Raw genomic sequence first — 15414 nt, 5'->3', positions numbered from 1 at the left:
TGCTATTTACGCTTTCGTGCGGTCTTGGACAAACGACGCGGCAAGAGCCGGGGACGCTGTTGTGGTGGCAACTGTCCGCGGGCCAAGGACAACACTACGCCCACGCCGCACAGCGACATCACCAAGGCCGAGCCACCTGCAGAAATGAAAGGCAGCGGAACACCGATCACCGGAAGCAGCTGCGTCACCACTGCCATGTTCATGCTTGCCTGTCCCAGGAGCCACACCATGATGCCACCGGCGAGCGTGCGCTGGAACGGATCGGTCTGCCGTACAACGACACGGAAAATGGCGATGCCGAGGATGGCGAACAACACCAGGACCACCAAGGTGCCCACCAGGCCCAGTTCCTCGCCAATGATGGCAAAGATGAAGTCATTGTGGGCCTCTGGAAGCCAGTTGTACTTTTGCCGGCTCTGCCCCAGCCCAAGTCCGGTCCAACTGCCCTGGGCCAATCCGTACATGCCATTGGTGGACTGGTAGGTGAAGTCGGAATCTGCGGTGCAGGAATCCCCTGCCATGCCCAGCCAGGCCGTCACCCGGCAGATCCGGTTGGGACTGATGATTGTCATGGCTGTAGCACCAATGGCTCCGGCGACGCCGGCAATTGCCAGCATCTTTGTGGGAACCCCGGCAAAGTACAACCCTGCGGCGACGATGGCCATGACAACGATCGCGGTGCCCAGGTCATTGCCCACGAGGATCAGCCCAAGGACCAGGCCGGCCCCTGGGACCACCGGTATGATCACGTGCATCCAGCGGTGCAGGTATTTCTCCTTGCGTGCCAGGACCGCAGCGATCCAAACGCAAAGGACCAGCTTCGAAACTTCCGAGGGCTGGATGCTGATGCCGCCGATGTCGATCCAGTTCTGGTTGCCCAGGGTGCTGCGACCGAAAACCTGGACAAGTATCAGCAGGACCACAACGGCACCGAGGCCCCACCACGACAGCCTTTTCATCCAGCTGACGTTGGTCCGCGAGATCAGGTACATCGCCACCAGTCCGACGACGCCAAACATCGCCTGCTTCAATGCATCGGCGTAGGGCGACTTGCCTTCGGAGATCGCTTCCACACTGGATGCGGAGAGCACCATCATCACACCGATGGCGGTCAGGGCCAGGGCGCATCCAAGAATGAGGTAATACGTGGAGCTGTTGGGAGCTTTGCTCTTGCCCTCCAGGCCTTCCCAGAAGGAGCGAACGTGGCCCCGAAGCCGGGCGGGCTTCCTGCGGGCAGCCGACGGAGCCTGGGCTCCGACATCCCCGGAAACCTTGCCGCGGCTGCGGGTGGGCGTGCTGACCATTGTTACTCCTCGGTGGTCTTTGCCTGCCCTTCCACGAGCTCGCGTACTGCCTGGACGAAAGCGTCGCCACGGTGAGCGTAGGAAGAGAACTGATCCATGGATGCAGCCGCCGGAGCCATGAGCACGGTGTCACCTGGCTCCGCCACGCTGGCCGCTGCCCTCACAGCCTGGGCCATGATGGTCTCACCAAAAATCGGCGAGGAGGCGTTACCGTCTGCGGTCTGCACACTTTCAGTGTCGCCCTTGGGCTGGGCTATCACGGGGACATCCGGTGCGTGTCGCTGGAGCGACGCTTCCAAGGCCTCCGTGTCAGTGCCGATGAGCACAACCGACTTCAAACGGGGAGCGTGCTCCTTGACGAGGTCATCGTAATTGACGCCCTTGGAGAGTCCCCCTGCGATCCACACCACATTGTGGAAAGCCGAAAGAGCGGCCGAGGCAGCGTGTGGGTTGGTGGCCTTTGAATCATTGATCCACAGCACGGCGTCGTGTTTGGCTACGAGCTGGATACGGTGTGCACCGGGCAGATAGTTGACCAAGCCTTGCTTCACGGCGGCAGGCTCAACCCCGTAAGCACGGACGAGGGCAGCTGCGGCCAGGGCATTGGCCACCATATGGCGCGGTGCCACTGGCCCAAGATCGGAGATGGACGCGAGTTCGGCGGCTGAGTTTTTCCGCTCTTCGATAAACGCGCGGTCAACCAACAATCCATTCACGACGCCCAGCATGCTGATGCCAGGCGTGTCCGTGGTGAATCCGACCGCGCGGCAGCCTTCCACGACGTCCGCGTTCTCCACCATGCGCTCGGTTTCAATTTGATCGGCGTTGTAGATGGCAGCCTTCTGCGTGTTCTCGTAGACCTTCGCTTTGTCTGCAAGGTACGACGCATAGGAGCCATGCCAGTCCACGTGGTCTTCGGCGACGTTCAGGCATACGCTGGCCACCGGTGACAGCGAATGGCTCCAATGCAACTGGAAGCTTGAGAGTTCCACCGCAAAAGCGTCGTACTCCACCGGATCCCTGAGCGCGTCAAGGATGGGCGTGCCTACGTTGCCCACCGCAATGGCTTTGAGTCCGGCCGCCTGCAGCATGGACTCTGTCATCCCAACCGTGGTGGTCTTGCCGTTGGTGCCGGTGATGGTGAGCCAATCAGCGGTCTTCCGGCCAGCCCGTTCGCGGACGCGCCACGCCAATTCGACGTCGCCCCACACGGGAATATGCTTGCGTTTCGCGGCGGCCAGCAGGGCTTGGTCCGGGCGCCATCCCGGCGAGGTCACAATGAGCTCCGGCTTGTTGCCGTCGATGAGGGGAAGGACCTTGACGGCCTCTTCGCCCAGCAGTACATCCACCGCACCCACGATTTTCAGGGTGTCGGCCTGCGCCTCTGCTTTCGCCGTGGTCGAGGCATCCACCACCACAACTTTTGCGCCAAGTTCGATGAGGGTATCTGCAGCAGCAAAGCCGGACACGCCGATTCCTGTCACCACCACCCGCAAGCCACGCCAATCAGCATCCCAGCTGGTGAGATCCTTGAGGCGGTCGTTGGCCGACTGCGAGCTCTCCTGGTTTGCGTTCACAGCAGCACCACCCATTCAGCGTAGAAGATTCCAAGGCCTGCGGCCACGAAGAGCCCGGCAAGAATCCAGAAGCGGACAACAACCGTGACCTCTGCCCAACCCTTCAGTTCGAAGTGATGTTGCAGTGGGGCCATCTTGAAGACGCGTTTACCACCCGACAGCTTGAAGAAGCCAACCTGGATGATGACGGAAAGGGTGATCAGGACGAACAAACCACCGATGAAGGCCAGCAAAAGTTCTGTGCGGGAGAGGATTGCGAAGGCGGCAACAGCGCCTCCGATTGCCAGGGAACCAGTGTCACCCATGAAGATCTTGGCCGGTGATGTGTTCCACCAGAGGAAGCCCACCAAAGCGGCGCTCAGGATTGCCGCCAGGAGCGCCAGGTCCATGGGGTCGCGTACTTGGTAACAACCGCTGCCCGCCTCACGGGGCGAACCACAGGCCTGGTTGTTCTGCCAGATCCCCATGATCGTGTAGGCGCCGAACACCATGATGGATGCTCCCGACGCGAGGCCATCCAGGCCGTCTGTCAGGTTCACGCCATTCGTAGCCGCAGTGATAATGAGGTTGGACCAAATGACAAAGAGAATTGCGCCCAGGATGGTCCCGCCAAAGGCGAGATCCAGCCAGGGGATGTCACGGACGAGGGAAATTTGCGTGGAAGCCGGACGGAGTCCGTCCTCGTTGGGAAACTGCAGCACGAGAACGGCAAAAATGATGCCAACGGCGGCTTGCAGGATCAGCTTGGCACGGGCGTTCAGGCCCAAACTGCGCTTGTTGGAAATTTTGATGTAGTCATCCAGGAACCCAACGAAGCCCATTCCTACCATCAGGAACAGCAGAAGCAGCCCGGACGCGGAGGGCCCCTCGGACCGTGGATTCATCATCCACATGATCAAGTGGGTCACGAAGTAGCTGATCAGGACCGCCGCAACAACCACGGTCCCGCCCATGGTGGGCGTGCCTCGCTTGGTGTGGTGCGAGGTTGGGCCGTCGTCGCGGATGAACTGGCCATAGCTCTTTGCCACCAGGAATCTGATGAACAGGGGCGTCCCTATCAGGGCCACCAGAAGGGCGACGCCGGCGCCGATCAAAAGTGCAATCACAGCAGCTCGTTCCCTTCGCTTGCGGCATCTTCAGCCGCGCTTTCCCCGGTGGACTCGGCCCGTGGGGGTAATGCTATCCGATCACCCAAATGCCTCAGCCCCACCCCATTGGAGGACTTGAACAAAACCAGGTCCCCGGGTTGCAGCTCCCGTTGCAGGAGTTCGTAAGCTTCTTCGGCAGTCTCCGTGAACGAACATTCGTCCCCCCACGAACCTTCCTGGATAGCCGATATGTAAAGGGCCCGCGCTTCGCGTCCCACCACCACGAGCCTGGAGATGTTCAAGCGCACCACCTGTGTTCCCACGGCGGTGTGCTCGCGGATGGAATCCTCGCCCAGCTCCAGCATGGCCCCAAGCACGGCCCAGGTCCGTCTGCCCTGTCCAAGATCAGCGAGTGTGCGCAGTGCTGCCCGCATCGACTCAGGATTGGCGTTGTATGCGTCGTTGATGATGGTGACACCGTCAGGGCGTTCGGTTCGTTCCATGCGCCAGCGGCTGGCGGCGGACTGGGAACTAAGCGAGGAAGCAATGTCGGCCGCCGGGATGCCCGCGGCAAATGCCGCAGCAGCGGCAGCCAGCAGGTTCGTCACGTGATGGCCGCCGATCAGGCGGCTGCGGACGCGAACGGAAGGGCCGCCGTCGGGCAGTACAAGATCAAACTCGGGGTGGCCCTCTGCGTTGACCACAACGTTGCGCGCTTCCACGTCTTCGTTCGTCGCTGGAGAGGCGCTAAAGCCCAGGACTTTCGCCGTGGTGCGGCTCTTCATGGCGGAAACCCGGCCATCGTCCAGGTTCAGGACAGCCGTACCGTGCTCACTGAGCCCTTCAACGAGTTCGCCCTTGGCCGTGGCGATGTTTTCCACACCGCCGAATTCCCCGGCGTGCGCGGTGCCGACCACCAGCACCACACCAATATCGGGCTGCACCATCCCAGCGAGGTACTTGATGTGCCCGATGCCGGTGGCTCCCATCTCAATGACGAGGAAGCGAGTGTCCGTATCGGCAGCAAAGACCGTCAACGGGACGCCGACCTCACCGTTGTATGAGCCGCGCGGAGCCACCGTGGGCCCGGCTTGGGACAACACGCCGGCGAGTAAGTCCTTGGTGGTGGTTTTGCCGGCGGACCCGGTAATGCCGATGACCGTAAATTCCTCGCCGCGCTGTTCCCTGGCGGAGCGGATGCGGCGGATTGCTTCGGCAGCAAGGGCTCCCATGGCGAGCACGGCGTCATCGACGACGACGGCGGGATACGGCTTGCCGTCGACATCGGTGACCTCGCGTTCGGCCAGCACCAGGACGGCACCCCGCTCGAAGGCAGCGTCGACGAAGTCATGACCGTCCGCGTGTTCGCCGGGCTTCGCCACGTAGAGCGAACCAGGTGTAGCTTCCCGGGAATCAGTGACGACGGAAGTGGGCGCGATGTCCCCGTCTCCGGTTAAACGGCCATGGGTGATGTGGGCGATCTCCGCCGCAGTAAGTGCAATCATCTCGGTTTAGGACTCTATCCGCTGGTCCGTTGAAACGCTGAATCCCCTGGATGTCAAGGCGGCCCGCAATTCCACTCTGTCGTCAAGGGCGAGGTTGACTCCCTTGACCTCTTGCCATACCTCGTGGCCGCGACCTGCGATGAGGATGGTGTCCTTCGGGGTGGCCAACTCCACTGCACGTCTGATGGCGGCATCCCGCGGCGAGGTTTCGATGATTTCACTGGTCAGGTTGCCGGCCTCACGGGCAGCATAGGCACCTGCCAGCACCTCTGAACGGATAGCTGCTGCATCCTCGTCGTGGGGGTCGTCGTCGCTGACGATGACAATGTCTGCCAAGCGTGCGGCGATGGCGCCCATCGTAGGACGCTTGCTTTGGTCCCGTTGCCCGGTAGCCCCGAACACCACGATCACACGGGAGCCTTCTTCGCGGGACCGCACAGCCTGAAGCGCGCGGGCCAGGGCATCCGGGTTGTGGGCAAAGTCCACCACGGAGGCCGGCGCGGTGGAGATGAGCTGCATTCGTCCGGGAACGGCCACGGTAAAGGGATCGTGGGCGTCGAGTGCGCCCTGGAGGGTCTCTGCATCGACGCCTGATGAAAGGACCATGATCGTGGCCAGGGCCGCGTTCGCCACGTTGAAGTCACCCGGCAAGCCAGTGTGTACGCTCAGGACACGGCCGTCCGTGTGCCGCAGTTCAAAATCGGTGCCGAGTCCACGGGCCGTGGTTGAGGCAACGGACCAATCGGCAGGGCTGCCTCCCGTCGTGGCAGTGAGTGTGGTTACCGGAATGTCCGCTGTTCGCGCCAGGTTGCGGCCCCATTCGTCGTCCACCATCACCACTGCCTGGCGTGCCCGTCCCGGGGTGAACAGCTCAGCTTTGGTGCGGAAATACTCGTCCATGCTGCCGTGCAGGTCCAGGTGGTCCTGGGTGAGGTTCGTGAACCCGGCGACGTCGAACATCACGCCATCCACGCGGTGATAAGCAACGGCGTGGGAGGACACCTCCATGGAGGCCGCCTCCAGCCCACGTTCCCGCATCAAGGCAAGCAGTGCATGGACGTCGGTGGATTCCGGCGTCGTCAACAAGCTCGGAATGGGATCTCCCCCGGCCAGGATTTCGATTGTTCCGATGAGCCCCGGGGTTTTACCCAGGGCACGGAGCAAGGAGTTGATGAAGTACGTTGTGGTCGTTTTACCGTTGGTCCCGGTCACTCCGAACAGTGTCGGGAACCCGCCGTCGTCCGGCTGGCTGCGGTAGATCAGGGCAGCCAAACGCCCGACGACGGTGCGCGGCTCCTCGACGATAAGGACAGGTACGGGCTGCTCGCCTGCCAAGGCAAGCTGCCGTGCCCCGGCGTCGTCCGTGACTACGGCGACCGCGCCGGCGTCGACCGCTTGGGGGACGAAGTCGGCACCATGGCGCGAAGCGCCGGGCAGGGCCATGTAAAGGTCACCGGGTTCAACGGCCCGGGAGTTCAGCGAGATGCCCGTCACTCCCCTGGTTCCGCCGTCCGCCGGGACGGCGACTCCCAGGGCTTCTGCAATGGTCGACAAAGGCACTGCAGCCACAGACGCCGGACGAAAGCCGGATGTGCCGGTCTCCGGCGTCTCGGCATGGAAAGCGGCCTCTTTGTGCTCTGACACGTGGTTCTCCGTTGATGCTCGGTGGAACGACCGGCTTGGGGCCAGCGGCGCCCAGCCGGTAGTGATGGATCAAATTCTTTGGCCGAAACAGACGCCCAAGAAGCTTACTTGACGAACTGCGGCAGGCGCGCGGGGGTCCCGGTGGATGGCGCCACGTTGTAGGTCCTGAGGACCTGCGACATGACCGAACGGAACACGGGCCCATTGGTGATGCCGTAGATATTTCCCCTCGGCCGCTGCAGCACGACTTCGACGATGAACCGGGGATCATCCATGGGCGCCATGCCCACCATCGAGGCCGTGTACCCGTCAAAGCCGGCGAGCCCATCTTCGCGGGGCGCCTGCGAGGTTCCTGTCTTGGCGCCCACCCGGTAGCCGTCGATGGCTGCGTCCTTGATCTGCCCCTCGGTCACTGCGCTTTCCAGGATGTCCCGCATTTGCTGGGCAGTTTCCTTGGACACCACCTGCCGGGACTCCTTGGCGGGAACCTTCTGCTCTTCACCCTCGGGGGTGATGTAACTGTCGATGAGCCTGGGCTGCAACATCACGCCGTCGTTGGCGATCGACTGGAAGGCCCGCACGGTTTGCAGCGTGGACTGCGATACGCCCTGACCGAACAGCACCGTGTATTGCTGGCGTTCATCCCACTGATCGGGCTTGGCGAGGATACCCGTGGCCTCCGCGGGAAGGCCGATGTCCGTTTGCTCGCCGACGCCGAATTTCTTCAGCCATTCATAGCGCTGCTCTTTGGTCAGCCTGCTTCCCGCCATCACGGTCCCGGTGTTCATGGACCAGCCCAGAATTCCGGCCAGCGTGCGTTCTTCGGTGCCGTGCTCGAACGCATCGGTGAACGTCTGGCCGTCAATGGTGTAGGACGGCGGGATAGTGAAATGGTCCAGCGGGAAGGACTTACCCTCCTCGATCACGGCAGAGGCAGTGATCATCTTCTCGACGGATCCGGGCTCGTAGGCGGCCGTTACAGAACGCACACCCCTGTCCTTGGCATCAACTTTCCCGGGATCGTTGGGGTCCGGGGCATTCGTGTCGGCCAAGGCAATGAGATTGCCTGTCTTGGTGTCGATCACAATGATGGAACCCCACTCGGCGTTCATCTTGTTGACCTGGCTTTGGATGGCCTGCTGTGCGAAGTACTGGATGTCCGTGTTGAGCGTCAGCTTGACGTCGCTTCCATCAACAGCCGGCGTGAGTTCATCAGTTGCCACGGGAATCCTGAGGCCATCGGCGCCAATCTCGAAAACACGCTTGCCCTCGGTACCGCGGAGGACCTGGTCCTGGGTTTGCTCGATGCCTGCCTGGCCTGTGGTGCCGTCCTGGAGGAAACCCACCACCCCGCCTGCCACGCTGCCGTTCGGATAGACACGCTTACTGACGCCTTCGGCGGCAACACCGGGAATATGCAGCTTGGAAATGCGGTCTTCAAGCTCGGGTTTCACATCCTTGGCCACCGTGAAGTACTTCTTGTCGCCAGTGAGGGACTCCCTGACCTTGGCGGGATCGGCCCCGAGGAGCGAAGCCAGTTCGGAGATACCCTGGTCCCGCGGGATGGTCTCTACTTCTTCGGTCTTCTCGTTGTAGCGCTTGAACTCAGCGGTGGCGGTGTTCAGGACCTGATCCACCACAATGTTGTAGCGGATGACACTGCTGGCCAGGACAGTGCCGTTGGCGTCCAGGATCCTGCCGCGTTCGGCCGGCAGTACCTGCGGCGTGAGGCGGTTCGCAAGGGCCGCCTCGGCCATGCCACCGACATCAAGGCCTTGCACCATGAAGAGTTTCCCGCCCACCACCAACAGCAGTGTCAGCATGATGCCAAGACCAACCCGGAGCCGCTTCCTCGCCGCCGGCACCTTCGTCTTTTTTGATTTGCCGGGGTTTTGCGCCACGTGGATTCCTTGCTGCTGGCCTTGCGTCGGTGATCTTGCGGGCTATTGCCCTGGTGCCTTCTGCCGGGGAGCGGGAACGGATCCCCCGTGAAGCTCTGCAGGCGCCTGGGCTGCGGGCTTGGCAGCGGGCGCAGCCGGTGTGGCCGCAGGCGCTACGGGTGTTGCCGGTTTGAGGTTTTCCAACGGATCCTTGGTAGTCACCGAGGGCACCACATCAAGCTGGCCGGCAACGGCGGGAGGGGCGATCACGGCCGCAGGGTTGTCACCCTTTACAGCCGGGGTCGCCTTTCCGGTGACCGTCATGGTGTTCAGATCGATCTGGCCCTTGACGGTGGACTGTACCATTCCCAATTCTGCAGCCTTTGCAGCCAGACTCTGGGGAGCCTCGAAGTTCTGCTTCTTCTGTGTCAGATCCTGGTTTTCCTTGTTCAGGGTGGCTGCTTCTGATTTGAGCTGCACCAACCGGTACTGGGCCGTGGATACAGAAATGTTAAGGACGAGCACTGTCAGCAGAGCGGCCGCCATCACCACGAAGCACAGGACGACAAAGGGAGTGCGCCGCTTCCCTGGGGCGCTGCGCACAAGCGAAAGCGGCGTACGGGCCTTTCGACCGGCGTCGGGCTTGCCGGCTGGAGCCGGAAGTGCCCTGGCCGTGTTGCCTACCACGGAGGGCAGTGTCTTCGCTGCGGCGGTGCTCATGCGACTCTCCTTGGCTTGATGCGCTCCACGGCCCTGAGTCGGGCAGACGCCGCGCGCGGGTTCTCGGCAATTTCTGCGGCCGTAGGCACTTCCGTGCCTTTGGTCAGTGTTTTCAGTTCGGGTTTGTGTTCTTCGAGTTCAACGGGGAATCCGAGCGGTGCTGAGGACTTGGATCCGGCCTGGAAAACGGACTTTACGATCTTGTCCTCCAGGGAGTGGTAGGACATGACGACAATCCGCCCACCCACGGCAGTCGCTGCGACGGCGGCTGGAATAGCCCGCTCCAGGACGTCGAGTTCTTCGTTGACCTCGATACGCAGTGCCTGGAAGGTCCGTTTAGCCGGGTGGCCACCACTCTTGGCGGCAGCAGCAGGTACTACACTGCGGATTTGCTCAACGAGTTCTCCGGTAGTGGCGAAGGGCTTCTCGGCGCGGGCGTTCACAATGCGATTGGCGATCCTGCCGGCAAATTTTTCCTCACCCCACTTGCGGATGATACGAACCAGGTCTTCTTCGCTGTAGTTGTTGACGACGTCCGCAGCTGTCTGTCCGCGGCTGGTATCCATCCGCATGTCCAGTGGCGCGTCATACGAATAGGCGAAGCCGCGTTCGCGCTCGTCCAACTGCAGGGACGAAACACCCAGGTCCATGAGGATGCCATGGACCTCCGGGATGCCGAGATCGGCAAGGACGTCCTCGATTTCGTCATAGACGGCATGAACCAGGTCCGTGCGGTCGGAGAAGGGCTCCAGCCGCGCGCCAGCCAAGGCCAACGCTTCCTCATCGCGGTCGATCCCCACGAGGTGCAAGTCCGGGAATCGCTGCAGCATGGCCTCGGAGTGGCCGCCCATGCCCAAGGTGGCATCAATAACAATCGGGGTCTCACCCCTGGACCGGGCTGCTTCGAAGCCCGGGGCGAGCAAGTTGATGCAGCGGTCCTTCAGGACGGGCACGTGGCGCTCAGATGTGGGCTTTGCCGCGTCCTGCTCTTCCACGTTGCCTCCTCTTTCCTCAATCGCTTGCATTCAGTTCCTTGGATCGGATCCCCATCCGCGCCTATCGTTCCGCCGGCCTGGCCCAGGGGAAGTTGAGCCAGGAAGACAGTTCGATGGGCGGCTGGAGATCCCATCCAAGGACCGGGGCCAAGGCCCCATCCCCCGGTTAGATGAACCCGGGCAGATTGTCATCGTCGGTTTCCGAGAAGGCTGCTTCCTTCTCGGCGAGGTATTCATTCCAAGCCTCGGCATCCCAGATCTCCGCGCGGGTACCGGCACCGATAACTGCCAATTCCCGGCCGAGCCCTGCATAGGCCCGGAGCGCCGGCGGAATCGTCACGCGCCCCTGCTTGTCAGGTACCTCGTCAGAGGCCCCAGACAGGAAAACCCGAATGTAATCACGAGCCTGCTTGGAGGACAGTGGTGCCTCCCGCATCGATTCGTGAATGCGCTCGAATTCCCTCTGGCTGAAGACGTAAATGCAGCGTTCCTGACCCCTTGTGAGAACCAGGCCCTCGGCAAGTTCCTCACGGAACTTCGCGGGAAGTATGATCCGGCCCTTTTCATCAAGGCGTGGGGAATGGGTGCCAAGAAACACCGGCCCACCGCCCCTCAGTCAAGGTGCCCGTTCAAACCCAACCCTGCCAATACCCTCTTATGCGCTCCACTTTACTCCACAAAGCCCCACAGTCAACGCACCACGGACCGTTTCTCCACCACTTTGAGTTTCCGAAGGCGCGTGAATGCGCGGATTCAAGGGCGTGGTGGGAAGTGGAGGGCAAGTGGAGGGCAGAGGAAGGCCTGGGGCATGCCCCATGCTCCCCGGTCGGAATCGGGTGCAGGGATGGCCGCGCTCCGCGTCCACAGCGGCTTATCAACCTCGAAGGGGTGGAAAGTGGAGGACAGGGGTTAAACGCAAAAAGACCCGTGAAGGGTCCTTTGTGTCCCCTGCCACCCAGGGGCATGCACCAGGTATAGGCGCAGGTTATTCAGGAATCGTCGCGTGGAAGGGATCCGGTTCCGGGCTAATGCTTGCGGCCACGCTCAATTGTCGTCGCGGCGGCGCTCGTCCCAGCGCTCCTCTAGATTGCTCATGAACGAACTCTTGGACTTTGACTTTCCGGCTTTCCCTTTCCGGGCCTTGCCGAACGCCGCGCCCCTAAGAGTCGCAAAGTAGACACCTGCGCCCATCACCACAAAGCCGAGGACGCCAACAAAAATTTGTTGAAGCGACACGCCGACCAGCAGCAAAAGGATGCCTGCGATGGCACCAAGGACACCAATTATCACGTGCCGGGTTGACCAGCTGCGGATGGGATCCGAACCCATGGTGTTGGCAAACTTCGGATCGTCCTCATGAAGCTGCTTCTCAAGTTGCTCAAGCAGCTTCTGTTCATGCTCCGAGAGGGGCATCGCGACCTCCTTTAGTCAGCCAGCGTCTGGACGAATCGCGGCCTGTGCGTCTGTTTCCAAAACGATCGGGCCACGAAAAGCGTTCCCCAAAAATTTCCGCCTTGTTAGCGGACATCCTGGGACCGACTGCTCAGGAAACAGCTGTCCAGACGATCTAAATATCTGTACTAATTAGGATAGTTTGTCAGGCGCTGTTCTGAAAGACGCGCGGAAGGCGCCTGCGTGGCATCGCAGCGGTCATTTCACGTCAGGAGTCTTGCCCGGATCCAGGAGCCTGGCCGGGAGCAATGTTTTGGAGCCGAAGCGTTCGGCGACGCGGTCAAGGGCCTGCTCCGCGGCCCGCCAGTTGTCATCGCGCCGGTCAAGGCTGAGCTGCATGGACGCTTGGCCGGCCGGTTCCAACTGCTCCGCACGGACACCCACGAGACGAACGCTCATGGATCGTGCCCCCAAGGACTCCAGCAGTTGCACGGCAACCTGGTAAATAAGCTGGGCGCTGTCAACGGGAGTATGCACCGTCCGGCTGCGGGTCACCGTGGAAAAGTCGGCGTACCGGAGTTTCAAAGCTACCGTACGGGCCAGCATCCCGGAACTGCGCAGCCGCGCCGCCGTGCGATGGGACAGCCTGAGTAGCTCCCTGTGCAGCAGGGCATCGTCCGCCGAATCCGTGGCGAAAGTCTCCTCCGCGCCGATGCTCTTTTCCAGCCTCGTAGGAGTGACCGGCCTGGGATCTATTCCCATCGAAAGCCTGTGGACGTGCTCTCCGCTGGCGCCAAGGACTTTTTTCAGCGATGCCACCGGCGTAGCCGCCACGTCGGCCACCGTCCGGATGCCGAGGCGTGCCAGCACCTCGGCGGTCTTGCCGCCGACGCCCCAGAGGGCACTGACCGGCAAGCTGTGAAGGTACGCGATGGTGTCCTCGGCGTCGATCTGGAGGATGCCGTCCGGCTTGCACCGCGTGGACGCGATCTTGGCCACAAACTTGGTTCCGGCAATCCCCACTGAAGCGGTGATACCAAGTTCAGACCGAACACGACGACGGATGAGATGTCCGATGTCCAAGGGAGATCCGAGACGTCGGATTGCCCCACCAACGTCCAGGAAAGCCTCGTCAACGCTCAAGGGCTCCACGAGGTCCGTAATGGAGGCGAAGATCTCCATGAGCTGTGCCGAAACCTCGTAGTAGAGCTTGTGGCGCGGGTGGATGATGACAGCGCCGGGGCACATCCGCATGGCAATGGCCATGGGCATCGCTGACTTCACACCTGTGGCCCGGGCTTCGTAGGACGCGGACAAGACGACGGAGCGTTCGGCAGGGAAGCCGACGATCACTGGCTTTCCACGCAAGTCCGGCCGGCTGCGCAGTTCCACGGAAACGAAAAAGGCGTCCATGTCCACGTGCAGGATGCTGGTTCGCCGCTGTTCCCGCAGGGCGTCTTGCGCGCTGCGGGCTGGTTCGCTGCCGGCGCTTTGGGCGCCACCGAATGCTTCCTGCCTCACAACGGCAATACTATGCCCGGCCACTGACTAAACTGGAGGCACAGTCCCCCGTCAGCCCAAGGAAGGATACCCCTGTGAAGCTCTTTGGAACTCCTCAATCGCGAGGGTTTACCCTGCTCGCAGCGAGTGTCGCCCTGGCGGTTTCCGCCTGTACTCCATCCCCCGGCAGCCCGGCTGCCACACCCGCATCCGGGAACTCCCCTGATTCCTCCACGGCTACGACCTCTTCCCCGGCCTCCGACCCATCGTCGTCACAGGCTCCTGACACGTCCGCGTCAGCCGGACCCGTGCCCGGCGCGACGGCCACAGTTGGCGCTTTGGTCCCGGGCTTTCCGGAACAGCTCATCCCGGTGATGCCCAAGACGTCCGTGCGCTCCAGCAGCTTTGACAAGAACGTATCTCCTGCCACGGTTGCCCTCGTAGGAACGGTCAAAGCTCCGCCGGAAAGCGTGGTGGATTACTACAAGACCTCGCTTGAAGCACAAGGATTCAAGGTTGTTCCAGGCCCCGAAGCCGTAGGAAACGTCACATCAATCGACTTCATCCGCGGTGACGGTGAGACGGTCAACGTGTCGGTGAGGCAAAAGGAAGGCGTTTCCACGTTCACCATCGGCGCCAACGTGGCGGCCGGGTCCGTCAAGTGACGCCGGTTTCCCAACTCCACACGGAGCAACTCGAGTTTATTGCCGGCGTCGCCGGGAAGCTGAACGGGTTCCTGGCGGTCCAGCAGGACATGATGGCTACGATTTCCCCGGACGTCGCCCCCCTCATGGGGTCAATATCCAGCCTCGTCACAGGCGGAAAACGGCTTCGTGCACTGATGTGCTACTGGGGCTGGCGGGGTGCGGGCGGTCCCGCGGGTGACGCGGACATCCTAACGGCCGGCTGCGCTTTGGAACTTTTCCAAGCCGCGGCCCTCATCCATGACGACATCATTGACCGTTCCGATACGCGTCGCGGAGGCCCCAGTGTGCACCGCCGCTTCAGCCAACTCCACGAGGCCAACGGATGGGCGCTGGACAATGAACGGTTCGGCCACGCCGCGGCGATCCTGACCGGCGATTTGTGCCTTTCCTTCAGCGAGGAATCCTTCACGGAAATCGGCCCCAGGGCAGCCGCAGGAAGTGAAGCACGCCGTATTTTCAACCTCATGCGGGCCGAGGTAATGGCCGGGCAATACCTGGACATTCTTGAGGAAGTAGCCGGTCCGGTACGCGATCGCGCGGGTTCCGTAGAGCGCGCCACCTCGATTATTCGCTATAAATCCGCCAAATATTCCACCGAGCACCCCTTGGCCCTGGGCGGAGCATTGGCGGGCGCATCGAAGGACCTGCTGAAGGCATATTCGGCATTTTCATTGCCCTTGGGCGAGGCGTTCCAATTGCGCGATGACGTCCTGGGCGTTTTCGGCGATCCGGAGACAACGGGAAAACCTGCCGGCGATGACCTCCGGGAGGGCAAGCGGACAGTGCTCGTTGGGTTTGCCATTAATCTGGCTCCCACGGATCAAGCCACGTACTTGGACGAAATGTTGGGGAAACCGAAGCTGGGTGAGGACGAAGTTTCCACAATCCGCAACATAATGGTCGAGTGCGGCGCCCTTGATGCCACGGAATCCCTCATCGACGAGCTGAGCGACAAAGCCTTCGCTGCCCTGGAACAACTGCCGCTGGAAGAATTACCGCTCACGGCATTGCGCCAACTGGCCGAGGCAGCTGTCAGCCGGGCCGCCTGACCGGGCATTTCCAGACGTTGAGACGACGACGGCGGTCAAAAACCGCCGTCGTC

General features: G+C 61.9%; 13 protein-coding genes. 2 read left to right on the top strand and 11 right to left on the bottom strand.

Going from position 1 to position 15414, the window contains the following annotated elements; translation table 11 throughout:
• Positions 1-2: 2 nt before the first annotated feature.
• The 11 genes from ftsW to dinB all read right to left on the bottom strand — a co-directional run bounded on the left by ftsW (position 3) and on the right by dinB (position 13626).
• Positions 3-1304: a putative lipid II flippase FtsW gene (gene ftsW, locus LDN82_RS08705; RefSeq protein WP_224167054.1), complete on the bottom strand. Its 1302-nt coding sequence runs from the start codon at positions 1302-1304 to the stop codon at positions 3-5.
• A 2-nt stretch (positions 1305-1306) separates the two neighbouring features.
• On the bottom strand, positions 1307-2896 hold the full coding sequence (gene murD / locus LDN82_RS08700) for a UDP-N-acetylmuramoyl-L-alanine--D-glutamate ligase (protein WP_224167053.1): 1590 nt from the start codon (positions 2894-2896) through the stop codon (positions 1307-1309).
• Positions 2878-3987: a phospho-N-acetylmuramoyl-pentapeptide-transferase gene (gene mraY, locus LDN82_RS08695; protein WP_224089553.1), complete on the bottom strand. Its 1110-nt coding sequence runs from the start codon at positions 3985-3987 to the stop codon at positions 2878-2880. The genes murD and mraY overlap by 19 nt, the downstream gene beginning before the upstream one ends.
• Positions 3984-5474 carry a UDP-N-acetylmuramoyl-tripeptide--D-alanyl-D-alanine ligase gene (gene murF / locus LDN82_RS08690; protein WP_224167052.1) on the bottom strand — a complete coding sequence of 497 codons (1491 nt, stop codon included), beginning with the start codon at positions 5472-5474 and terminating at the stop codon, positions 3984-3986. Before murF ends, mraY begins: the two co-directional genes overlap by 4 nt.
• Positions 5475-5480: 6 nt before the next feature.
• Positions 5481-7118: a UDP-N-acetylmuramoyl-L-alanyl-D-glutamate--2,6-diaminopimelate ligase gene (locus LDN82_RS08685; RefSeq protein ID WP_224089550.1), complete on the bottom strand. Its 1638-nt coding sequence runs from the start codon at positions 7116-7118 to the stop codon at positions 5481-5483.
• Between the two features lie 104 nt (positions 7119-7222).
• Positions 7223-9019 carry a penicillin-binding protein 2 gene (locus LDN82_RS08680; protein WP_224089548.1) on the bottom strand — a complete coding sequence of 599 codons (1797 nt, stop codon included), beginning with the start codon at positions 9017-9019 and terminating at the stop codon, positions 7223-7225.
• 42 nt (positions 9020-9061) lie between these two features.
• Positions 9062-9718 (bottom strand): hypothetical protein, encoded by a 657-nt coding sequence (locus LDN82_RS08675; RefSeq protein WP_224167051.1) that lies wholly within the window; start codon positions 9716-9718, stop codon positions 9062-9064.
• The gene (gene rsmH / locus LDN82_RS08670; protein WP_224089544.1) at positions 9715-10743 is read right to left on the bottom strand and encodes a 16S rRNA (cytosine(1402)-N(4))-methyltransferase RsmH; all 1029 of its coding nucleotides are present in this window, start codon (positions 10741-10743) and stop codon (positions 9715-9717) included. The genes LDN82_RS08675 and rsmH overlap by 4 nt, the downstream gene beginning before the upstream one ends.
• Positions 10744-10879: 136 nt before the next feature.
• Positions 10880-11311 (bottom strand): division/cell wall cluster transcriptional repressor MraZ, encoded by a 432-nt coding sequence (gene mraZ / locus LDN82_RS08665; RefSeq protein WP_216922947.1) that lies wholly within the window; start codon positions 11309-11311, stop codon positions 10880-10882.
• Positions 11312-11757: 446 nt separating this feature from the next.
• Positions 11758-12126 carry a DUF3040 domain-containing protein gene (locus LDN82_RS08660; RefSeq protein ID WP_224167050.1) on the bottom strand — a complete coding sequence of 123 codons (369 nt, stop codon included), beginning with the start codon at positions 12124-12126 and terminating at the stop codon, positions 11758-11760.
• A gap of 237 nt (positions 12127-12363) precedes the next feature.
• Positions 12364-13626, bottom strand: coding sequence for a DNA polymerase IV (dinB, locus tag LDN82_RS08655; protein WP_224089540.1), 1263 nt, complete (start codon positions 13624-13626; stop codon positions 12364-12366).
• Between the two features lie 74 nt (positions 13627-13700).
• Between dinB and LDN82_RS08650 the strand changes: the two genes are divergently transcribed.
• On the top strand, positions 13701-14270 hold the full coding sequence (locus LDN82_RS08650) for a hypothetical protein (RefSeq protein WP_224089538.1): 570 nt from the start codon (positions 13701-13703) through the stop codon (positions 14268-14270).
• Positions 14267-15361: a polyprenyl synthetase family protein gene (locus LDN82_RS08645; protein WP_224089537.1), complete on the top strand. Its 1095-nt coding sequence runs from the start codon at positions 14267-14269 to the stop codon at positions 15359-15361. The genes LDN82_RS08650 and LDN82_RS08645 overlap by 4 nt, the downstream gene beginning before the upstream one ends.
• Positions 15362-15414: the final 53 nt, after the last annotated feature.

Origin of the sequence: Arthrobacter sp. StoSoilA2, from assembly GCF_019977195.1 — a bacterium.
Classification (GTDB): domain Bacteria; phylum Actinomycetota; class Actinomycetes; order Actinomycetales; family Micrococcaceae; genus Arthrobacter.
Note: the sequence above shows the minus strand (reverse complement) of the source record. Positions and strands in the feature narration are given on the sequence as shown.

Coding starts and splice junctions, on each gene's coding strand:
- ftsW (WP_224167054.1), bottom strand. CDS start 1,304: ATGGTCAGCACGCCCACCCGCAGCCGCGGCAAGGTTTCCGGGGATGTC.
- murD (WP_224167053.1), bottom strand. CDS start 2,896: ATGGGTGGTGCTGCTGTGAACGCAAACCAGGAGAGCTCGCAGTCGGCC.
- murF (WP_224167052.1), bottom strand. CDS start 5,474: ATGATTGCACTTACTGCGGCGGAGATCGCCCACATCACCCATGGCCGT.
- LDN82_RS08675 (WP_224167051.1), bottom strand. CDS start 9,718: ATGAGCACCGCCGCAGCGAAGACACTGCCCTCCGTGGTAGGCAACACG.
- rsmH (WP_224089544.1), bottom strand. CDS start 10,743: ATGCAAGCGATTGAGGAAAGAGGAGGCAACGTGGAAGAGCAGGACGCG.
- LDN82_RS08660 (WP_224167050.1), bottom strand. CDS start 12,126: ATGCCCCTCTCGGAGCATGAACAGAAGCTGCTTGAGCAACTTGAGAAG.